The organism is Aquirufa esocilacus, from assembly GCF_042715595.1.
In the GTDB taxonomy this organism is placed as follows: domain Bacteria; phylum Bacteroidota; class Bacteroidia; order Cytophagales; family Spirosomataceae; genus Aquirufa; species Aquirufa esocilacus.
The window spans coordinates 840,035-858,842 of record NZ_JBBKXX010000001.1 but is presented as its reverse complement, the minus strand read 5'-3'; the positions used below and the strand labels follow the sequence as shown (position 1 = coordinate 858,842).

Sequence of the window (18,808 nt, the reverse complement as noted above, 5' to 3'; positions counted from 1 at the left end):
AGCAAGTCTTGATATTTACAATTCATTATTATTTATATTAGAATATTTATAGTTTCCTATGAGAAATCCGAATGAAGTAGGTTTGTACAGAAAAGAGTTTGAACATGATGCTTGTGGTATTGGTTTTGTCGCCAGTTTAAAAGGAATTAAGTCACATCGCATTGTTCAGGATTCGATTAAAATGTTGATTCGTATGGATCACAGAGGTGCTTGCGGATGCGACCCTAATTCAGGGGATGGTGCGGGCGTATTAGTACAACTACCTCATGAATTTTTCATGGAAGAAACTAGTTCTTTGGGATTTTCACTACCATCTTTAGGAAATTATGGGGTAGGAATGGTCTTTTTCCCGAAAGACGATATCTTAATTAAAGAGTGTAAAGAGGTTATAGAGCGCAAATCTAAAAAGTTAGGATTGCGAGTTCTTGGCTACAGAATCGTTCCTGTGGATAATTCGGAAATCACCGGTGCTGAGTCAGGTAATGCAGAACCGTCAATTCAACAATTATTTATAGAAAGACCTGCAGATTGCGCGACAGAAATTGATTTTGAAAGAAAGCTTTACGTTTTCAGACAATATGTTTCTAAGTTGTTAAACGAAACAATTGCTGGATTAAACAACAAGTTTTATTTTGCCTCTTTGTCTTGCCGTACCATTATTTATAAGGGCATGTTAACGACCATGCAGGTTCCGGGTTACTTCTTGGATTTATTCCAGGAGAACTTTACCTCGGCTTTGGCCATCGTACACTCTAGATTCTCAACCAATACTTTCCCTGAGTGGAAATTAGCTCAACCATTCCGCTTTATTGCGCACAACGGAGAGATCAATACGGTAAAAGGTAATTCATCTTGGATGCAAGCTCAATCCGCTTTATTCTCAAGCAAATACTTTACGCAAGAAGAATTAGACATGATTCTTCCCGTTTGTAGCTTAGGACAATCTGATTCAGCCATTTTAGATAATGCTATTGAGTTATTGTATTTAACAGGCCGCTCTTTACCACACGTCATGATGATGTTAATCCCGGAAGCTTGGGATGGCAATGAGAGCATGGAGAAATACAAAAAGGATTTCTATGAGTACCATGCTGCAATGATGGAACCATGGGACGGTCCAGCCAGTATCTCGTTTACAGATGGGAAAATGATCGGTGCTACATTGGACAGAAATGGATTGCGTCCATCTCGTTATTGGGTAACGTCAGATGACCATGTTATCATGGCTTCAGAAGCAGGTGTCTTAGATTTAGATCCAGCAACGATTGTATCTAAAGGACGCTTACAACCCGGTAAAATGTTCGTAGTGGACATGGAGCAAGGACGTATCATTCCAGACGAAGAATTAAAAGAAAAAATTTGCCAACAACAACCTTATGGAGAGTGGCTGATTAATAATAAAATTCGCGTAGAAGATCTTCCAGAGGCGGGTTCTGAATACAGACAACCGAAAGCAATTGAATTAGTATCAAGACAACAAATTTTTGGGTTTACAACGGAAGATATCCGTATCGTTTTAGCTCAAATGGCTGAAACAGGTAAGGAAGCTTTAGGTTCTATGGGAATAGACACACCATTAGCTGTTTTGTCTGAAAAAGCTCAACATTTATCGTCTTACTTTAAGCAATTATTTGCGCAAGTAACGAATCCCCCGATTGACCCGATCCGGGAGAGAATGGTTATGTCGCTTTTATCGGATATCGGAGGTTTATCGAACTTGTTAGAGGAAAGCCCTACCCATTGCCGTCAAATCGAGATTCAACAGCCCGTTTTACGTAACAAAGAGGTGGAGAAGATCCGTTGGATTGACCATGAAAATTTCCAAACGAAATCCATTCACATGACTTTCCGCGCATCTGAGGAGGATGGAGTTTTGAAAAAGGCTTTGGATCGTATTAATCAATACGCAGAAGATGCCGTGGATGATGGTTATTCAATTATTTTATTGACAGACCGTGGAATTGATAGCTCACATGCGCCTATTCCATCTTTATTAGCCTTGGCTTCTGTGCACAATCACTTGATTCGTACGAAGAAAAGAGCCAAAGTAGGTATCATTATTGAAGCGGGTGATGTGTGGGAAACACACCATTATGCTACGTTGATTGGTTACGGTGCCAGTGCGGTAAATCCGTATATGGCTTTTGAGACAATCAAAGCAATGAAAGATCAAGGATTTGTCAATAAAGACTTGAGCTACGATAAATTAGAGTACAATTACATCAAAGCCGTTAATGGAGAATTATTGAAGATCTTCTCTAAAATGGGCATCTCTACTTTGCAATCTTACCAAGGGGCTCAAATTTTTGAAATTCTAGGTTTAGGTAAAGAAGTAGTAGACACCTATTTCAGTGGTTCCATCTCTCGTATTGGAGGTATTAGCCTAGATACAATTGCCAAAGAAGCGCTTATTAAGCATTCTTCTGGTTATCAATTGCGCAAACAAGAGTCTCCTAAATTAGAAGTTGGTGGTATCTACCAGTGGAAACAAAGAGGAGAGGAGCACTTATTCAATCCAGCAACGATTCACTTATTGCAGCAAGCAACAAAACAGAATGACTATTCTGTTTACAAAAAGTATGCGCAATTAATTGATGACCAAAGCAAAAAGTCCATCACCTTACGTGGTTTATTGAAATTCAAATCAAGTAAAGCGATTTCAATGGATGAAGTAGAACCTGTTGAAAATATTTTAGCTCGTTTTGCTACAGGAGCTATGTCATTTGGATCCATCTCATACGAAGCACACACTACGTTAGCTATTGCGATGAACCGTATTGGTGGTAAATCAAATACGGGAGAGGGTGGAGAAGATCCAATTCGTTTCGAAAAGATGGCAAATGGGGATTCAATGAATTCGGCTATTAAGCAAGTGGCTTCAGGTCGTTTTGGTGTGACGGCGCATTACTTAACAAATGCGAAAGAACTTCAAATCAAAATGGCACAAGGTGCTAAGCCAGGTGAAGGAGGTCAATTACCAGGACACAAAGTAGATGACTGGATTGGTAAAACTCGTCACAGTACGCCAGGAGTAGGTTTGATTTCACCTCCTCCACACCACGATATCTATTCAATCGAAGATTTAGCACAATTAATCTTTGACTTAAAGAATGCGAATAGAGCCGCTAGGATTTCGGTTAAATTAGTTTCAGAAGCAGGTGTAGGTACGATTGCGGCTGGAGTTGCAAAAGCACATGCAGACCATATTTTGATTGCAGGTTACGACGGAGGAACAGGAGCATCTCCATTATCTTCTATTCGTCATGCCGGTTTACCTTGGGAACTTGGTTTAGCTGAAACGCACCAAACCTTAGTAAAAAACAAATTACGTGGTCGAGTAACCATTCAAGCGGATGGTCAAATCAAGACTGGTAAGGATATTGCAGTAGCTGCCTTATTAGGAGCAGAAGAATTTGGTGTAGCAACTGCTGCATTAGTCACCGCTGGTTGTATTATGATGCGTAAGTGTCACCTAAATACCTGTCCAGTAGGGGTAGCGACTCAAAACCCAGAATTAAGGGCCTTGTATACAGGTCAAGCAGATCATGTTGTCAATTTATTCCATTTCTTAGCGCAGGAATTGCGTGAAATTATGGCTGAGTTAGGCTTCCGTAAACTAGAAGACATGGTGGGTCGTGTGGATCTTTTGGAAATGAAAGATTTATCTGGACACTGGAAATTCAAGAACTTAGATTTAAACCCTATTTTAGCTCCTGCAACTTTATCTGATGGTGTTGCTGTATTCAAATCTGAAGAACAAGATCATGGATTAGCAGATCAATTGGACTGGCAGTTATTAAAAATAGCTCAACCATCCATTGATAAAGGGGAAAAGGTAACTGGAGAATTAGATATCATCAACGTGAATCGTTCGGTAGGAACTATTTTATCGAATGAGATTACGAAGAAATATGGTGAGAAAGGTTTACCAGCTGATACGATTAATATCAAATTTAAAGGAACGGCTGGACAATCTTTCGGTGCGTTTTCTGTGAAAGGGATCAAATTCGAAATTGAAGGAGATGCAAATGACTATATTGGTAAAGGACTTTGTGGAGCAACTTTAGTGGCATATCCATCTCCTTTAGCTTCTTTCAAAGCGTCAGAGAATTCAATCGTAGGTAATGTTTCATTCTACGGCGCTACATCAGGCGAAGCCTATTTAGCGGGTATGGCAGGCGAGCGTTTCTGCGTTAGAAACTCGGGTGCAAAAGTAGTAGTGGAAGGAATTGGTGATCACGGTTGTGAATATATGACAGGCGGTTTAGTCATCATTTTAGGAAATACAGGACGTAATTTCGGTGCAGGTATGTCTGGCGGTGTAGCCTACATACTTGATGAACAAAATACCTTTGATGCAAAAGTTAATCGCGAAATGGTAGAAATTACAGAATTAACGCCGGAAGATAAAAACATCATTTTGATGTATTTGGAAAAACATGTAGCCTTAACGGGTTCTGTAAAAGGAAAGCAAGTGTTTGATAACTTCAATGCCTTAGCAAGTCAGTTCAAGAAAGTATTGCCAGTGGATTACAAGAATGCGTTAAGTTCTAGAAAACTAAGCATCTCTGAAGTATTAGCTGACAAAGACAAAGTGTATCAAGATATTAAAGTAGATTTAAAATAAGATAGAATGGGTAAGCCTACCGGATTTTTGGAAATTGACCGCAAATTAGCTCCTAAAAGAGCTGTATCTGAGCGAGTGAATGATTACAAAGAAATAGAACAATTAAACTCGACTACTGACACTGAAGCGCAAGCAAGTCGTTGTATGGATTGTGGTACACCATTTTGTCACAACGGGTGTCCACTTGGAAATATTATTCCAGAATTCAATGATGCTGTGTATGAGCAAAATTGGAAGTATGCCTATGATATTTTAAGTACCACAAACAACTTTCCTGAGTTTACAGGACGTATTTGCCCCGCACCTTGTGAGTCAGCTTGCGTATTGGGAATCAATAAACCAGCGGTGGCGATTGAATTGATTGAGAAATCAATCATTGAAAAAGCCTATTCTGAGGGATGGGTTATTCCTTTTATTCCTAAGACACGCTCAGGTAAAAAAGTAGCTATTATCGGATCAGGTCCGGCGGGTTTAGCTGCCGCAGCGCAATTGAATAAGGCAGGTCACCTCGTGACTGTCTTTGAGCGTGCTGATCAAATTGGTGGTTTATTACGTTACGGTATTCCTGATTTCAAATTAGATAAATCAGTTGTTACTCGCCGTGTAGAGGTGATGAAAAAAGAGGGGATTACTTTTATTACGAATGCCAACATAGGTACTTCAGAAAAGTTAAATAATCTAATAAATAATTTTGACGCGGTATTAGTAGCTACTGGTAGCACAACGCCTCGTTTTATTACAGCTAAAGGGAATGACGCTAGTGGCATTTATCCTGCGATGGAGTTTTTATCGCAGCAAAATAAACGTAATGCTTCTATCGCTTTAGACGTTAACCATAAAGGTGAGAAATATACAAATACAGATATACATGCCAAAGGAAAGCATGTTGTCGTTATTGGTGGGGGAGATACTGGTTCAGATTGCGTAGGTACTTCTAATCGCCATAAGGCTGCTTCTATTACTCAAATCGAGGTAATGCCTAAACCTCCAGTAGAAAGAGCTTCTAATACACCATGGCCTAATTGGCCAAATATGTTACGTACCTCTACCTCACATGATGAGGGCGCGGAACGTTTATGGTCTATTTCTTTGCAAGAATTTATCAAAAATGATAAAGGCGAGCTAGAATCCTTGCTGATTGGTGACATTGTTTATAATATGAAGGAGGGGAAAATGGAGCAAGAAGTAATAAATGTGAGAAAAATTCCTTGTGATTTAGCTTTAATTGCAGCAGGTTTTTTGCATACAGATCATACGGGATTGTTCGATCAATTAACTGCGATGGGGGTGAATGCAGATGAGCGCGGTAACCTTGTAGCTAATTCAGCTTATCAATCTGATAATGAGAAAGTTTTCATTGCAGGTGATGCTCGGCGTGGACAATCATTGGTGGTTTGGGCGATTTCTGAAGGACGTGAAGCAGCTAGAAATATCGACTTGTTTTTAATGGGTAAAACAAGTTTAGAAGGTAAATCTATATCAAGTTTTGATGTGATGGCGAAATAATTTTTTCGCCATTTATTTCATTTACTAAATATATTTACTACATTTGTGCTCTCTTAAATGCTAGGAGAGATGCCTGAGAGGCCGAAAGGACATGTTTGCTAAACATGCGTACTGGTAACGGTACCGAGGGTTCGAATCCCTCTCTCTCCGCAGTCAATTTTCGGGGTGTAGCGTAGCCCGGTATCGCGCTTGGTTTGGGACCAAGAGGTCGTAGGTTCGAATCCTGCCACCCCGACAAAAGTCAATTTATGAGGACGTGTTTTACACCAATTATAAATTGACTTTTTATTTTGATTAAGGTTCCGTAGCTCAGTTGGATAGAGCAACTGCCTTCTAAGCAGTAGGTCTTTGGTTCGAATCCAAACGGAATCACATAACACATCTGGTTATTAACTAAAAGGATTTATTCAAATCCTTTTTTTTATTTCCTTTCCTTAAATCTGCTAAAATTCGTAAATTGAGTTAATTAGCACATTATTACGCATGAATATACCTGAATTAAGAGGCAAAATAGATCATATAGATGATTCGATTCTTTCGCTTTTAGTGAAAAGAATGGAGTTTGTAGAAGAGATCGGTAAATTAAAACGAGAGTCTAATTCAGTGATTTACCATCCTGATAGAGAAAAGGAGATCATCGATCGATTAGCTAGCCAATACACAGGTAAGTTAAAGAAAGAAGCTATTGAAGCCATATTCTTAGAAATTTTTGGCGTGTCAAGAAACCTAGAATTACCTGAGATAATATGTTATCTAGGACCAGAAGGTAGTTTTACGCACCAGGCTGCTGAAAACCGATTCGGGGCAGTGGCTGATTATATTTCTTTACCGTCAATTAAGTCTGTTTTCGAATCTGTTGAAACCGGGCGTGCAAAATATGGCGTAGTACCCATTGAAAATAATCAAGAGGGTATGGTAAAAGAAACCATGGATCTTTTAAATGAAAAAAATCTATTCGTTATCTCCGAGATTATCATTCCTGTAAACTTCTGCTTAGCGTCGAAGCACAATGGCATCCAAGGAATCAAAAGAATCTATTCAAAAGACATCGCATTCCAGCAATGTAAAGGCTTCCTGAACGACTATTTCTCAGGTCAGGAGGAAGATTTCTTCGTACAAGTAGATTCAACCTCCCGTGCGGCTAAATTAGCTGTAGAGGAAGAGGATGGGGCTGCTTTATGTTCACATATAGCGGCTAAGATTTATTCTTTACCTATATTATTTGATAATATTCAAGATAATGATGCTAACCAAACGCGTTTCTTCATTATATCCAAGGTTGAAAATTTGAAAAAAACGGATAAGGACAAAACAAGCTTAGCCGTTAAATTAAAAAATGATGATAAGCCTGGGGCGTTATTATCCTTATTACAGGATTTTGAAACTAGAGGTATTAATTTATTAAAGATTGAATCTAGACCTCAAAAGGACACGAATGAATTTAAATTTTGGTTCTTTATAGATATTGAGGGCAATAAATTAGACCAAAAGATAGCCGAATTGTTAGCTAAGAGAGGAGATGAATTAGTCTTCTTAGGAAGTTACATGAACCTGTGCTAGATACAATTTAGCCCAAGCTAAATCAGCAGCGATTTGATTCTTTAATTCTTCAAAAGAGTCAAATCGCTTTTCAGATCTGATTTTTTCCATGAATTGTATTTCAATATTTTGGCCATATATATCGCCATCAAATCCCAAAATATGCGTTTCAATGTGGATTCCCTCATCTTTGTTTAGGGTAGGACGATAGCCCATATTCGTTAAACCATAAAATGATCCTGATTCCACCTTGACCTCACATAAGTACACCCCTAATTGAGGTATAAATTTATTATCAGCATGTAAAGACATATTAGCGGTAGGAAATCCAATTTTTCGGCCATTCTGATTTCCATGAATGACTTTTCCAGATATCGAGAAAGGCTGTCCCAGCATAGCTTTTGCCTTTAATACTTCCCCCTCAGATAAATACTTTTTAATTTGAGAGGAACTTACAATCACATCATCCACTTTAGCTACATCAATGGAAATAGCTTCAAGTTCAGCTGAAAATTTATCTTGAATAAACGCTATTGATCCCTCTCTATTTTTACCAAAGTGGTTATCATAACCTAATACTACTATAGTGGCTTTTAATCGATCTAATAATTGATCCTGTATAAAATCTTTCGCGGGTAATTCTACTATAAAAGAGTCAAAGGGAAGAATGATAGCATAATCAATTCCCAAAGATTCCAGTGCCACAATTTTCTCTTGCATTGGCATCAATAATTCATTTCGCTTTCCGGTAAAGTGGTCTGCAGGATGATTAGAGAAAGTAATGACACAAGTTTTAAGACCTGAATCTTTCGCTACTTGAAGACAACCTTGGATAACTTTAATATGACCTAAATGTATTCCATCAAACATACCGATTGTTACCGCCGTATGGCCCTCCACCTGAACTTTATCAAAACTATAAAAGCACTTCATAAAAATCGCTATTAAAAGTGGCCACCTCTTGTGCTTTATCTAAACCCCAATCACCAATTTTTGTTCTAACTAATTCACTCATGTAGGCACCTGATTGACACTTTATGCCAAAATCACGCACAATACTACGGATATACGTTCCTTTACTACATTCAATTTCAAAACTAATCTCAGGAAAGTTAGAGGCGTCAATATCCATTCGATATACTTCCACTTCTCGAATCTTAATCTCTAATTCATCAGCACTAACCCCATTACGAGCATGCGTAAATAAACGTTGTCCATTAAGTTTAATAGCAGAATAAATAGGAGGGACTTGCTGAATAGAACCTAAAAATGTTTTACGAACCTCCTCTAATATAGTCGCATTAATATGGTCAATTGGAAATTCACCGTCAAAAACTGTTTCTAAATCTATGGACGGAGTCGTTTTTCCTAGAACTAGTTTACCTGTGTACGTTTTAGGAAGCGATTGAAAGTAATCAATTTTCTTCGTGTACTTACCTACGCACATAATAAGTATACCCGTCGCTAATGGATCTAACGTTCCAGCATGACCTATCTTCTTAAAGCGACCAAGATTACGAATCTTCTTCACCACATCAAAGGAAGACCATTCTTTGGGCTTATTAATGACGTAAAATTTATCTAGTACTTCGCCTAACTCATCCACAAATACACACTTAATAAAATACCCGCAATGATGCGATAATAACCAAATAAAGTAAAGCCATGTTTACGAACAAATCCTACCATCCATTTGATGGTTAATAAAGCCACTACAAAGCTAACCAAGGTTCCAATTCCTAAAAATTGTAAATGTTCTTTAGTAAATAGCACATCATAATCGTGTCTATAATCCAACAGCTTTTTCGCACTAGCACCTAAAATAGTTGGAATACCCAGTAGAAAGGAATATTCAACAGCAGCTGAATGACTTAAACCTAAAACCCGGCCACCTACAATAGTAGCTCCAGAACGAGAAACACCAGGAATCATGGCTATACATTGAAACAATCCAATTTTAAAAGCTTGTAAATAAGATATATTCTGAATGTCTACAGAATCTGATTTGGCAGGTAACCACTTATCTATTTGTATTAGAATTATTCCACCTATTATCCAAGAACAGGCAATAAACCAGTATCCCTCAAATAACGCTTCTAAGAAATCATCTAATAAAACACCTAAAATGACCGCTGGAACAAAAGAAGCAAGGATAGTAAAATAAACAGAAATACCAGAAGCAAATAATCGCTTAAAATAAAGAAAAGGCACAGTCGAAATGGCGCCTAATTGAATAAATACAGTGAAGAAATTAAGGAACTTGTCATTGTCGATACCCAGTAAATTTTCTGAAACAATTAAATGTGCAGTAGAAGAAACAGGCAAAAATTCAGTTAAGCCCTCTATTATTCCCAAAATGATGGTCTTAAGAATCTCATTCATTAGCGTTTCCACTTAAATAAGGCGAAAATGGGAATGATAATCCCTACAATAACAAGTATAGGTCCAAGTGTTAAACCTAAAAAACCAAAACCAAACTCTTCTTTATCCATGGTCATGACAAAAAAGCCAATTAACATGATCGCAATTCCTATTAAAAGAATCTTAATGTCTTTGGAGCCTAATGGCATATTCGATTGACTCATATTAAAAAAGATTTGTATGTTGAATTTTTAAATACTTAGTGATAGAAAAGAATGAGGCGATTAAACTAAATAAGCTACAAAAACCGACACAGACAATGGCCAATTGTACTTGATTAGACACCTCAAAGAATAAGGATGAGATTTCTGGAATAGAGGTAGAAAAGTAATAAAAGGCTCCATCCGCAAAAACAAAACCTAACACCCCGCCCAAGAAACCTACGAATAAGGAATTGAGTAAATAGGGCTTTTTAATAAAGCCATTTGTGCTACCTAATAACTGCATTGTCTTGATTAAAACCCGATTTCCATGAATATGTAAACGAATATTATTAGCCAGTTGAATATAGACAAATAAGACAAGTAGAACGATTAAAATTACACCTATATAGCCTACCGCTTTAATTTTACTCAATAGTGATCCTAAAAATGTATTAGGATACGTTACTTCGTAAACATCAGGTCTAGCCTGAATTTCCGCTACAATCTTCTTAAAAGATGCTTCGTCCTTAAATTCATCTTTGACCCCTAAAATCAAGCAATTTTTAAACGGATTTTCTTCACCTAATAGAGTTTGATAGTCTTCTTGAGATGATTTCAAAAACTCAGAGGCAATCTGAGCCTTAGATTTAAATTCTAATTCGGGTTTAAAATCTTTCTGATTTAGGTAAGGACGCGATTTGAAATAGGTAATCGTCGATGCAAGCTCATTAGTTTGTAATGAATCACTTAAGTACACATATACTTTCATTTGTGACTTAATTTCATCTCCCCAAGATTTTACACTGACAAATAATTGAAAGAATAGGGCAAGAATAAAGGCCAAACTCGCCATGGATATCACCAAGGTAAACTGGGTAGATTGTGGACGACTTTTAGAATATTTCATATTTATAACTTTTCAATTTCATCTCTTAATTTGGCAGCCTCTTCATAATTTTCCTCCTGCAAAGCCTTATCTAACAAGCTCTCTAATTCAACCTTAGATCTTTTCGAAGGAATTTTTTCTATTAAATCATATTCCTCCTCTAATTCATCTAATAATTCATCTTCTGGAATACAGATATCATGTAATAACTTCTCAGAAATAAGAATTGGAATGTCTAATCGGATGGCCAAAGCTATGGAATCAGACGGTCTAGCATCCACTTGAGTTACTTCTCCGTCCTTTTCAATCTCTAAATTGGCATAAAATATACCATCCTTAAAGTCTGTGATAAGTACCTTTAAGATAGAAACATTCGAATGAGAGAGCAGATTCACACACAAGTCATGCGTTAAAGGCCGACTTGGCTGAATTTTTTCTAAATAAACAGATATGGATTGAGCTTCTTGACTACCAATAACGATAGGAAAACGCAAGGCTTGTGTATTATCTGCCTCTAATAATAGAATATAGGAACTAGCTCCCACAGAACTAGGGTTCACTGATAAAATACGCAAAGGAACAAACTCTTTCAAAGGCCTATATTAAAACACAAATGTACCAATTAGACCGCTAATTTTAATGAGATTGAAGCTTTTTTGTTAACCTTGGTAGGATATCATTTACATCACCTACAATTCCGTAGTCCGCATGTTTAAAAAATGGTGCCTCTGGATCATTATTAATCACGACAATAATACGAGAACCATTTACTCCTGCTAAATGCTGTATCGCTCCAGAAATACCACAAGCAATATATAAATTAGGTGAAATCTTAACGCCGGTTTGTCCTACGTGCTCATGATGAGGGCGCCAATTTAAATCAGATACTGGCTTTGAACAAGCGGTTGCAGCCCCTAGAGCTTTGGCCAAATCCTCTACAATCGTCCAATTACTTGGATCTTTTAAACCACGACCAGCACCCACCACTAATGCAGCATCTGGTAAAGGTATAGCGCCAGTAATCGGTTTCAAGGCAATTATAGACGCATGGCTACCTATTGCAGCATTAACTGTTGAAATAGACCCAATGAATTGTTCAGCATAGTCTGGCGTATTTGAAAAATCAAAATTACGGTTCAAACTGAAAAAGGCAGCAGATTCTGTGGTGAGTGACAAAGACGCCTTACCAGAGAAAATAGATTTATTAATAACATATTTCCCACCAGAATAAGTAAACTGCTGAATACCCGAGATCATTTCCTGAGTTGAACTTGCAGCTAGAAGACTTAATAAATTATCGACTTGAATAGATTTTATCCCAAATACCGTAAAACCCTCTAGTATTTTCGTTAAGGGTTCAATAGAAGACGAATCTGTCCACAATCCATCGGATAAAGTGATAACATCCACCGATTTAGAAGATGGAACTGAACTAAACTTCACGTCACCTATAGCCAAAAGTAGTATAGTCTCTGGACTAAATGAGGATACATATGAAAGTAATGATTTAGAAGAATCTGAAAGTTGACCTTCTTTAGTTTGAACAATAATAGCGACCTTTTTCATCTTATAATACGTTTGTCTCCGTTCTTAATAAATCAATTAACTGTTCAGCATCTTCGGCTTTAATCATCTTGTTCTTGCGAGCTGTTTCGGCAATATCAGCTTTAACAATCTGAATTTGACCGATGGATTCCAAAGGCAATACCACTATTTCTTTTGTACGAGCCGTCATGATACCGCGCATAGATGGAATTTTCCACTCGGCAATGGGTTCTTGACAACCCAAAACAGCGGGTAGGGGACAAGAAACCTCCATTTTACCGCCGTCCATTTCCACTTCTAATTTTAAACCATCACCAGCAACATCTAAATGCATCACCGGGTTAAAATGGGTATATCCTAAAGCTCCCGCCACTAAACCATGGACGATTCCAGAATTATAATCAATGGACTCTTTACCCATCAAAATTAAATCCATCGGATTTTGTTTAACATAGGATACAATGGCATTCGCAATCTGAGCCGAAGTAGTAGGATTCCCATCAACACGTACAGCTGAATCTGCTCCCAGAGCTAAGCATTTACGAATAAGTGCTTCAGATTCGGAACCACCTACGTGCAAAACAATGACTTCTGCACCATTACTTTCCTTTAGTTCAATAGCTCTCGAAAGGGCATAATCATCGTAGGGACCTACGATAAATGTTAATCCTTGGCTACTAATTTGGGAGGTTGATGGATCTATTGCTATTTTTGAGGTAGTGTCTGGGACACAGGAGATACAGACTAGTATTTTCATGGCAGATTAAATTGTTATGCAAGCATACTAATTTGTTTTTAATTTAGCAAAATGGATCGCAAAGAATTTATTAAAAATGAGATTAATCAAGATCCAACGGATCCGTTTAACCACTATCTATTAGCGATAGAATTGTATAAAGAAAAGGCTATTGAAGCGTCTTTTGAGTCATTTGAACGAATCATTACAGATTTCCCGGGCTATATAGCGACATACTACACCTATGCGAACGCACTTCTAACTGAAATGAAGGAAGATAGAGCAGAAGAAATAATTATGCTAGGAATAAATGAAGCAGAAAAAAAAGGAGCTACTAAAGCCTTGAAAGAACTTAAGCAACTCCTTGAATTGAATTTCTAATTACCCTAATAAAACCTCTTCCAAATCTTTTTCCACAACGAGGTTGTCAATGATAAATTTTTGGCGTTCAGGTGTATTTTTACCCATGTAATAGGTTAGAAGCTGCGGAATGGTAAAATCTTTTTCAAGAATCACTGGCTCTAGCTTAATATCCTCACCAATAAAGTTCCCGAATTCCTCAGGAGAAATTTCACCCAAACCCTTAAATCGCGTAATCTCAGGCTTAGGCCCTAAAGCTTCGATCGCATTGCGACGTTCTTCATCAGAGTAGCAATAACGGGTTTCTTTCTTATTTCGAACTCTAAATAGGGGAGTCTCTAAAATATACAAGTGACCATTTCGCACTAAATCAGGAAAGAATTGCAAAAAAAACGTTAAAATCAACAAACGTATGTGCATGCCATCCACATCGGCATCCGTCGCAATGACAATCTTATTATAACGCAAATTATCCAAGGAATCTTCAATATCTAATGCGTGTTGCAATAGATTAAACTCCTCATTTTCGTAGACAATCTTTTTTGTTAGGCCAAAGCTATTCAATGGCTTTCCTCTTAAACTAAATACCGCCTGCAATTGCACATCACGTGATTTAGTGATACTTCCAGAAGCTGAATCACCCTCCGTGATAAACAAAGTAGTGTCGTGACGAGTCTCCGATTTCTCATCCGACAAGTGTACACGACAATCCCTTAATTTCTTATTATGTAAGTTCGCTTTCTTCGCACGCTCATTAGCTAATTTCTTGATACCAGCAATATCCTTACGCTCACGTTCTGATTGTAAAATACGCTTTAATAAAGCATCGGCAGATGCTGGATTTTGGTGCAAATAATTATCTAATTCCGTCTTCACAAAATCCCCTACAAACGTACGAATCGAGGTGGAGTTTGAATCAGGTGAAATAGTCGTACTTCCTAATTTAGTCTTCGTTTGAGATTCAAAAACGGGTTCTTGAACCCGAATCGCAATAGCTCCCACGATACTCGCACGGACATCCGATGGATCAAAATCTTTCTTAAAAAATTCACGAACCGTTCTTACAATCGCCTCTCTAAATGCTGCCAGGTGAGTTCCACCTTGAGTCGTATTTTGACCATTGACAAAAGAATAATACTCCTCTCCGTATTGGTTATTATGCGTAATCGCTAACTCAATATCGTTCCCTTTTAAATGAATAATTGGATAGCGATTTTCCTCCGCATTCGTCTTTTTAGAAAGTAAGTCGAAGAGACCATTTTGGGAAAAATACTTCTCTCCATTAAAATTAATGGTCAATCCTGCATTCAAGTAAGCATAATTCCAAAATAAGGAATCTAAATACTGCGGAATGAAATGGTAATTCTTAAAAATGGTATTATCTGGCTCAAACTGTACGTGCGTTCCACTCTTCCCATTCGAAGCTTCAATGCCTGGAGATTCAGCGGTTAATTCGCCCTTACAAAACTCTGCCCACTTTGTTTGGCCATCTCGGTAAGATTGTACTTTAAAGTAATTAGATAGGGCATTAGTGGCTTTAGTACCCACACCATTTAGACCTACAGACTTTTGGAAAGCACCTGAATCATATTTACCACCCGTATTGATTTTGGAAACGCAATCGATCACTTTTCCCAAAGGAATACCCCGACCGTAATCACGCACTTCCACCTTATGATCAGAGATTTTAACGTCAATGGACTTCCCATTTCCCATCATGTGCTCATCAATTGAGTTATCCATGATCTCTTTTACAAGAACATAAATACCATCATCCACCGATGAACCATCGCCTAATTTACCGATATACATACCCGGACGAAGCCGAATGTGCTCTTTCCAATCTAAGGAACGAATACTGTCGTCGTTATAAATGGGTGCGCTTTGTTGATTTTCTTCCACTGACATAATTTTACACTAAATTATCAAATAGTTCGGGATTAAGAAAGAGGGGTGATTGAATTAATTAGGCAAAAAAAAGGACTAACGGATTAAAACCCTGTTTCATTGGTTTTTAATGCTGTAAAAAAGGGGATAACTTGCAGTTGCGTTGCAACAGTCGTCACTTCGTGACCTAGTCATCACTATGTGATTTAGTCGCCGGAAAATTCCGGCTTAGTCAAAGAGTCTTATGAATGTAAAAGAAAATGTATTAGAGGGTCTGCGTTCCATCAAGGGAAACCTGTTGAGAACGGTATTGACTGCACTTATTATATCCTTAGGAATTACCTCTTTGGTAGGAATTCTAACCGCTATTGATGGAATTCAAAGTTCAGTGGATAATTCATTTTCAGGTTTAGGTGCCAATTCTTTTGACATCCGTAATCGTCCAGCCATGCAAGTGCGACGCGAGGGCCAAAAAGAAAAACGATTTAAGAATATTGATTTCCGTGAAGCTTCACATTATAAGTATTTGTTTTCAACTAAAGGAAAAGTCTCTCTAAAGACCAACGTAAATAATAACGCGATTGCTAAATATGCCTCCAAGAAAACAAATCCTAATACGCGTGTGCTAGGAATCGACGAGAACTTCATGGAATTAAAAGGCTATAAAGTAGGAGCAGGGCGTAATTTCTCGCCAAACGAACAAATAAATGCCATCAATGTTTGTATACTAGGGGTAGATGTCATTGATCAATTGTATGAAAAAGACAGCCCAATCGGCTCTGAATTAATTGTTTCAGGAATCAAACTAAAAGTAATTGGCGTATTGGACAAGAAAGGTAATATGATGGGTGGCGGTGACGATCGCGTGATTATGGTCCCTTTAGAAACAGGCCGTAAAATGGCGGTTGGTCGAAATTTGACCTTTGATATTACGACCTCTTCTTCTTTAATTACAAACGTAGATGACTTTATGGAAGAAGCTCGTGGAGCCATGAGAAAAGTACGTATGGATCCTATAGGAATGGAAGATTCCTTTAGTATCGATCGCTCTGATTCTATCGCTAAAAGTTTTGAAAGTATCACCGGATCTTTACGAATTGGAGGTTTTGTCATAGGTTTCATTACACTTCTAGGTGCCGCCATTGCCTTAATGAATATCATGATGGTTTCTGTCAGCGAAAGAACGCGTGAAATTGGTATTCGTAAATCACTGGGAGCTACACCAGGACGTATTCTACAGCAGTTTTTGATTGAAGCGATTGTGATTTGCTTATTAGGCGGAATAGGAGGGATCATGTTAGCTATTCCGATTGGAAACTTAATCGCTCAGGCCATTAGCTCAGGGGCAGCTAGCTTTATTATCCCTTGGTTATGGATGATGACTGGTATCATTATTTGTGTTTTAGTTGGCTTATTTTCAGGAATTTATCCAGCTTTCAAAGCCTCTAAGATGGATCCTGTGGAAGCTTTACGCTACGAATAAAACAGAATTTGTGTAAAACACATTTGCGAAAGCAAATGATTTAGCCTAGTTTTGCATTGCAATTTTGAATTGCCCAGATGGCGGAATTGGTAGACGCGCTGGTCTCAAACACCCGTGGGTGCAAGCCCGTGCCGGTTCGACTCCGGCTCTGGGTACAAGCCTCTCAAGCAATTGAGAGGCTTTGCCTTTTTTAAGCGGGTAGATTATTCTTCCAAACACCATACGCATCCGCATAAGCATTCTTTAAATTTGCATCAGGTTGAATCGTTTTCAAGACTTTGATATGACTCACTGCTTCGTCTTCATTAGCATAATATCCTACACCTGCACCCGCGCCTAAAGCTGCACCAAAAGCTCCATCTGATTCCAATAATTCAACTGAGGCACCGGAAGCATTAACAATCGCTTGTGTGAATAGCTCACTCAAATACATATTAGCTAAACCTGCCTTTAATTTCTTAGGCTTAACGCCCACGTTACCTAGCAATTCTATACCATAGACCATCGAAAAGGCAATACCTTCTTGAGCAGCTCTTATAATATCAGCTGATAGATGTCGATTGAAATCTAGATGCTGGAAACTACCACCCAGCGTTTGATTTTGAAAGATTCGTTCTGCACCATTCCCAAAAGGCATACAAACTAAACCATTCGTACCAATTGCCGCTTTTCTACCTAACTCATTCATTTGGGCATAAGATAAAGTAGGGAAGAAATTCTGCTTCACCCAACGGTTTAAAATACCCGTTCCATTGATGCACATTAATACACCTACACTTGTTTTAGTGACTGTGTGATTTACGTGAGCAAACGAATTAACCCGATTTTCTGTATCAAACTTCAATTCATCCGAAATTCCATACACCACACCGGAGGTACCTGCTGTAGTGGCAATATCACCCGGATGCAAAACTCCAAGCGAATAGGCATTATTAGGTTGATCACCGGCTTTATACGTTATCTTCACATGAGATCCTAAACCTAATTCAGAAGCGACCCTAGCAGTAATCGTGCCGTGGTCTGAAAACAAAGGATGAACAGGAGGGAAGATAGTTTCTGGGAATCCGTAATAAGCCATTAAGTCTTTTGCTGGATGAGAGGCCTTAAAGTCCCATAAAATGCCTTCTGAAAGGGCAGAAGCTGTTGTAGTGAAAGTAGAAGTAAAACGACCTGCAATGAAATCACCTGGCAATAATACTTGTGCGATTTGTTCAAAAACGTCAGGTTGATTCTCTTTTACCCAGGCTAATTTAGCGGCAGTGAAATTACCAGGAGAATTCAAATAGTGATTTTGGCAAAATGATTCACCCAATGCTTTATAGGCCTTTTCTCCAAAAGGAGTGGCACGGGAATCACACCAAATAATGGATGGGCGTAACACCTGGGCTTCTTTATCTACTACAACCAAACCATGCATTTGATACGATATACCAATAGCTCCGATGTTTTTAGGATCGTATAAACCCGTAGAATTAGCCTTTAAAATGGCTTGTTTTACACAATGCCACCAATGTTCTGGGTCCTGTTCAGCAAAACCTGGTTGAGGGGAAGAAATCTCATTTTCAACCTCTGGATAAGAAGTAGAGTAAATTAATTGTTGGTTTGCTGCATCAACAATACTAACTTTAATGGAAGAAGTTCCCACATCAATTCCGCACAGAATCATTTTAAATAG

Annotated in this window: 15 protein-coding genes and 4 tRNA genes; 9 read left to right on the top strand and 10 right to left on the bottom strand. The window is 38.2% G+C overall.

What is annotated here, in order from left to right; genetic code table 11:
- The first annotated feature begins 58 nt into the window (after positions 1-58).
- The 6 genes from gltB (at position 59) to pheA (ending at position 7,693) form a co-directional block, all read left to right on the top strand.
- Positions 59-4,627, top strand: coding sequence for a glutamate synthase large subunit (gltB, locus tag SKC37_RS03745; RefSeq protein WP_377980171.1), 4,569 nt, complete (start codon positions 59-61; stop codon positions 4,625-4,627).
- Between the two features lie 6 nt (positions 4,628-4,633).
- Positions 4,634-6,133 (top strand): glutamate synthase subunit beta, encoded by a 1,500-nt coding sequence (locus tag SKC37_RS03740; protein ID WP_377980170.1) that lies wholly within the window; start codon positions 4,634-4,636, stop codon positions 6,131-6,133.
- A 63-nt stretch (positions 6,134-6,196) separates the two neighbouring features.
- Positions 6,197-6,283: transfer RNA gene (locus tag SKC37_RS03735), tRNA-Ser, on the top strand.
- 11 nt (positions 6,284-6,294) lie between these two features.
- Positions 6,295-6,368: transfer RNA gene (locus tag SKC37_RS03730), tRNA-Pro, on the top strand.
- Between the two features lie 63 nt (positions 6,369-6,431).
- A tRNA-Arg gene (locus tag SKC37_RS03725) sits at positions 6,432-6,505 on the top strand.
- A 111-nt stretch (positions 6,506-6,616) separates the two neighbouring features.
- On the top strand, positions 6,617-7,693 hold the full coding sequence (gene pheA, locus SKC37_RS03720) for a prephenate dehydratase (protein WP_377980169.1): 1,077 nt from the start codon (positions 6,617-6,619) through the stop codon (positions 7,691-7,693).
- On the opposite strand, the gene ribF is transcribed toward pheA, so the two are convergent.
- From ribF to SKC37_RS03680, 8 genes are read right to left on the bottom strand one after another with little or no spacing between them, the layout of a single operon-like run.
- A complete protein-coding gene (gene ribF / locus SKC37_RS03715; RefSeq protein WP_377980168.1) occupies positions 7,667-8,605 on the bottom strand; it encodes a riboflavin biosynthesis protein RibF in 939 nt (312 codons plus the stop codon). The genes pheA and ribF overlap by 27 nt on opposite strands.
- The gene (gene truB / locus SKC37_RS03710; protein WP_377980167.1) at positions 8,589-9,278 is read right to left on the bottom strand and encodes a tRNA pseudouridine(55) synthase TruB; all 690 of its coding nucleotides are present in this window, start codon (positions 9,276-9,278) and stop codon (positions 8,589-8,591) included. The genes ribF and truB overlap by 17 nt, the downstream gene beginning before the upstream one ends.
- Positions 9,266-10,054 carry an undecaprenyl-diphosphate phosphatase gene (locus tag SKC37_RS03705; protein ID WP_377980166.1) on the bottom strand — a complete coding sequence of 263 codons (789 nt, stop codon included), beginning with the start codon at positions 10,052-10,054 and terminating at the stop codon, positions 9,266-9,268. The genes truB and SKC37_RS03705 overlap by 13 nt, the downstream gene beginning before the upstream one ends.
- Positions 10,054-10,257 carry a DUF3098 domain-containing protein gene (locus SKC37_RS03700; protein ID WP_377980165.1) on the bottom strand — a complete coding sequence of 68 codons (204 nt, stop codon included), beginning with the start codon at positions 10,255-10,257 and terminating at the stop codon, positions 10,054-10,056. Before SKC37_RS03700 ends, SKC37_RS03705 begins: the two co-directional genes overlap by 1 nt.
- A gap of 1 nt (position 10,258) precedes the next feature.
- Positions 10,259-11,143: a cell division protein FtsX gene (locus tag SKC37_RS03695; RefSeq protein WP_377980164.1), complete on the bottom strand. Its 885-nt coding sequence runs from the start codon at positions 11,141-11,143 to the stop codon at positions 10,259-10,261.
- 2 nt (positions 11,144-11,145) lie between these two features.
- Positions 11,146-11,715 carry a bifunctional nuclease domain-containing protein gene (locus tag SKC37_RS03690; protein ID WP_377980163.1) on the bottom strand — a complete coding sequence of 190 codons (570 nt, stop codon included), beginning with the start codon at positions 11,713-11,715 and terminating at the stop codon, positions 11,146-11,148.
- Between the two features lie 43 nt (positions 11,716-11,758).
- On the bottom strand, positions 11,759-12,688 hold the full coding sequence (locus tag SKC37_RS03685) for an electron transfer flavoprotein subunit alpha/FixB family protein (protein WP_377980162.1): 930 nt from the start codon (positions 12,686-12,688) through the stop codon (positions 11,759-11,761).
- 1 nt (position 12,689) lies between these two features.
- Positions 12,690-13,424: an electron transfer flavoprotein subunit beta/FixA family protein gene (locus tag SKC37_RS03680; protein ID WP_377980161.1), complete on the bottom strand. Its 735-nt coding sequence runs from the start codon at positions 13,422-13,424 to the stop codon at positions 12,690-12,692.
- Positions 13,425-13,475: 51 nt separating this feature from the next.
- Here SKC37_RS03680 and SKC37_RS03675 point away from each other — a divergent pair, with 51 nt between their 5' ends.
- Complete coding sequence (locus SKC37_RS03675) at positions 13,476-13,784, top strand: tetratricopeptide repeat protein (protein ID WP_377980160.1); 309 nt, start codon at positions 13,476-13,478, stop codon at positions 13,782-13,784.
- On the opposite strand, the gene SKC37_RS03670 is transcribed toward SKC37_RS03675, so the two are convergent.
- Complete coding sequence (locus SKC37_RS03670) at positions 13,785-15,671, bottom strand: DNA topoisomerase IV subunit B (RefSeq protein ID WP_130896689.1); 1,887 nt, start codon at positions 15,669-15,671, stop codon at positions 13,785-13,787.
- 223 nt (positions 15,672-15,894) lie between these two features.
- Here SKC37_RS03670 and SKC37_RS03665 point away from each other — a divergent pair, with 223 nt between their 5' ends.
- Positions 15,895-17,133 (top strand): ABC transporter permease, encoded by a 1,239-nt coding sequence (locus SKC37_RS03665; protein ID WP_377980159.1) that lies wholly within the window; start codon positions 15,895-15,897, stop codon positions 17,131-17,133.
- A gap of 71 nt (positions 17,134-17,204) precedes the next feature.
- Positions 17,205-17,288: transfer RNA gene (locus SKC37_RS03660), tRNA-Leu, on the top strand.
- A gap of 35 nt (positions 17,289-17,323) precedes the next feature.
- On the opposite strand, the gene SKC37_RS03655 is transcribed toward SKC37_RS03660, so the two are convergent.
- A complete protein-coding gene (locus SKC37_RS03655) occupies positions 17,324-18,799 on the bottom strand; it encodes a xylulokinase (protein ID WP_377980158.1) in 1,476 nt (491 codons plus the stop codon).
- Positions 18,800-18,808 lie beyond the last annotated feature (9 nt).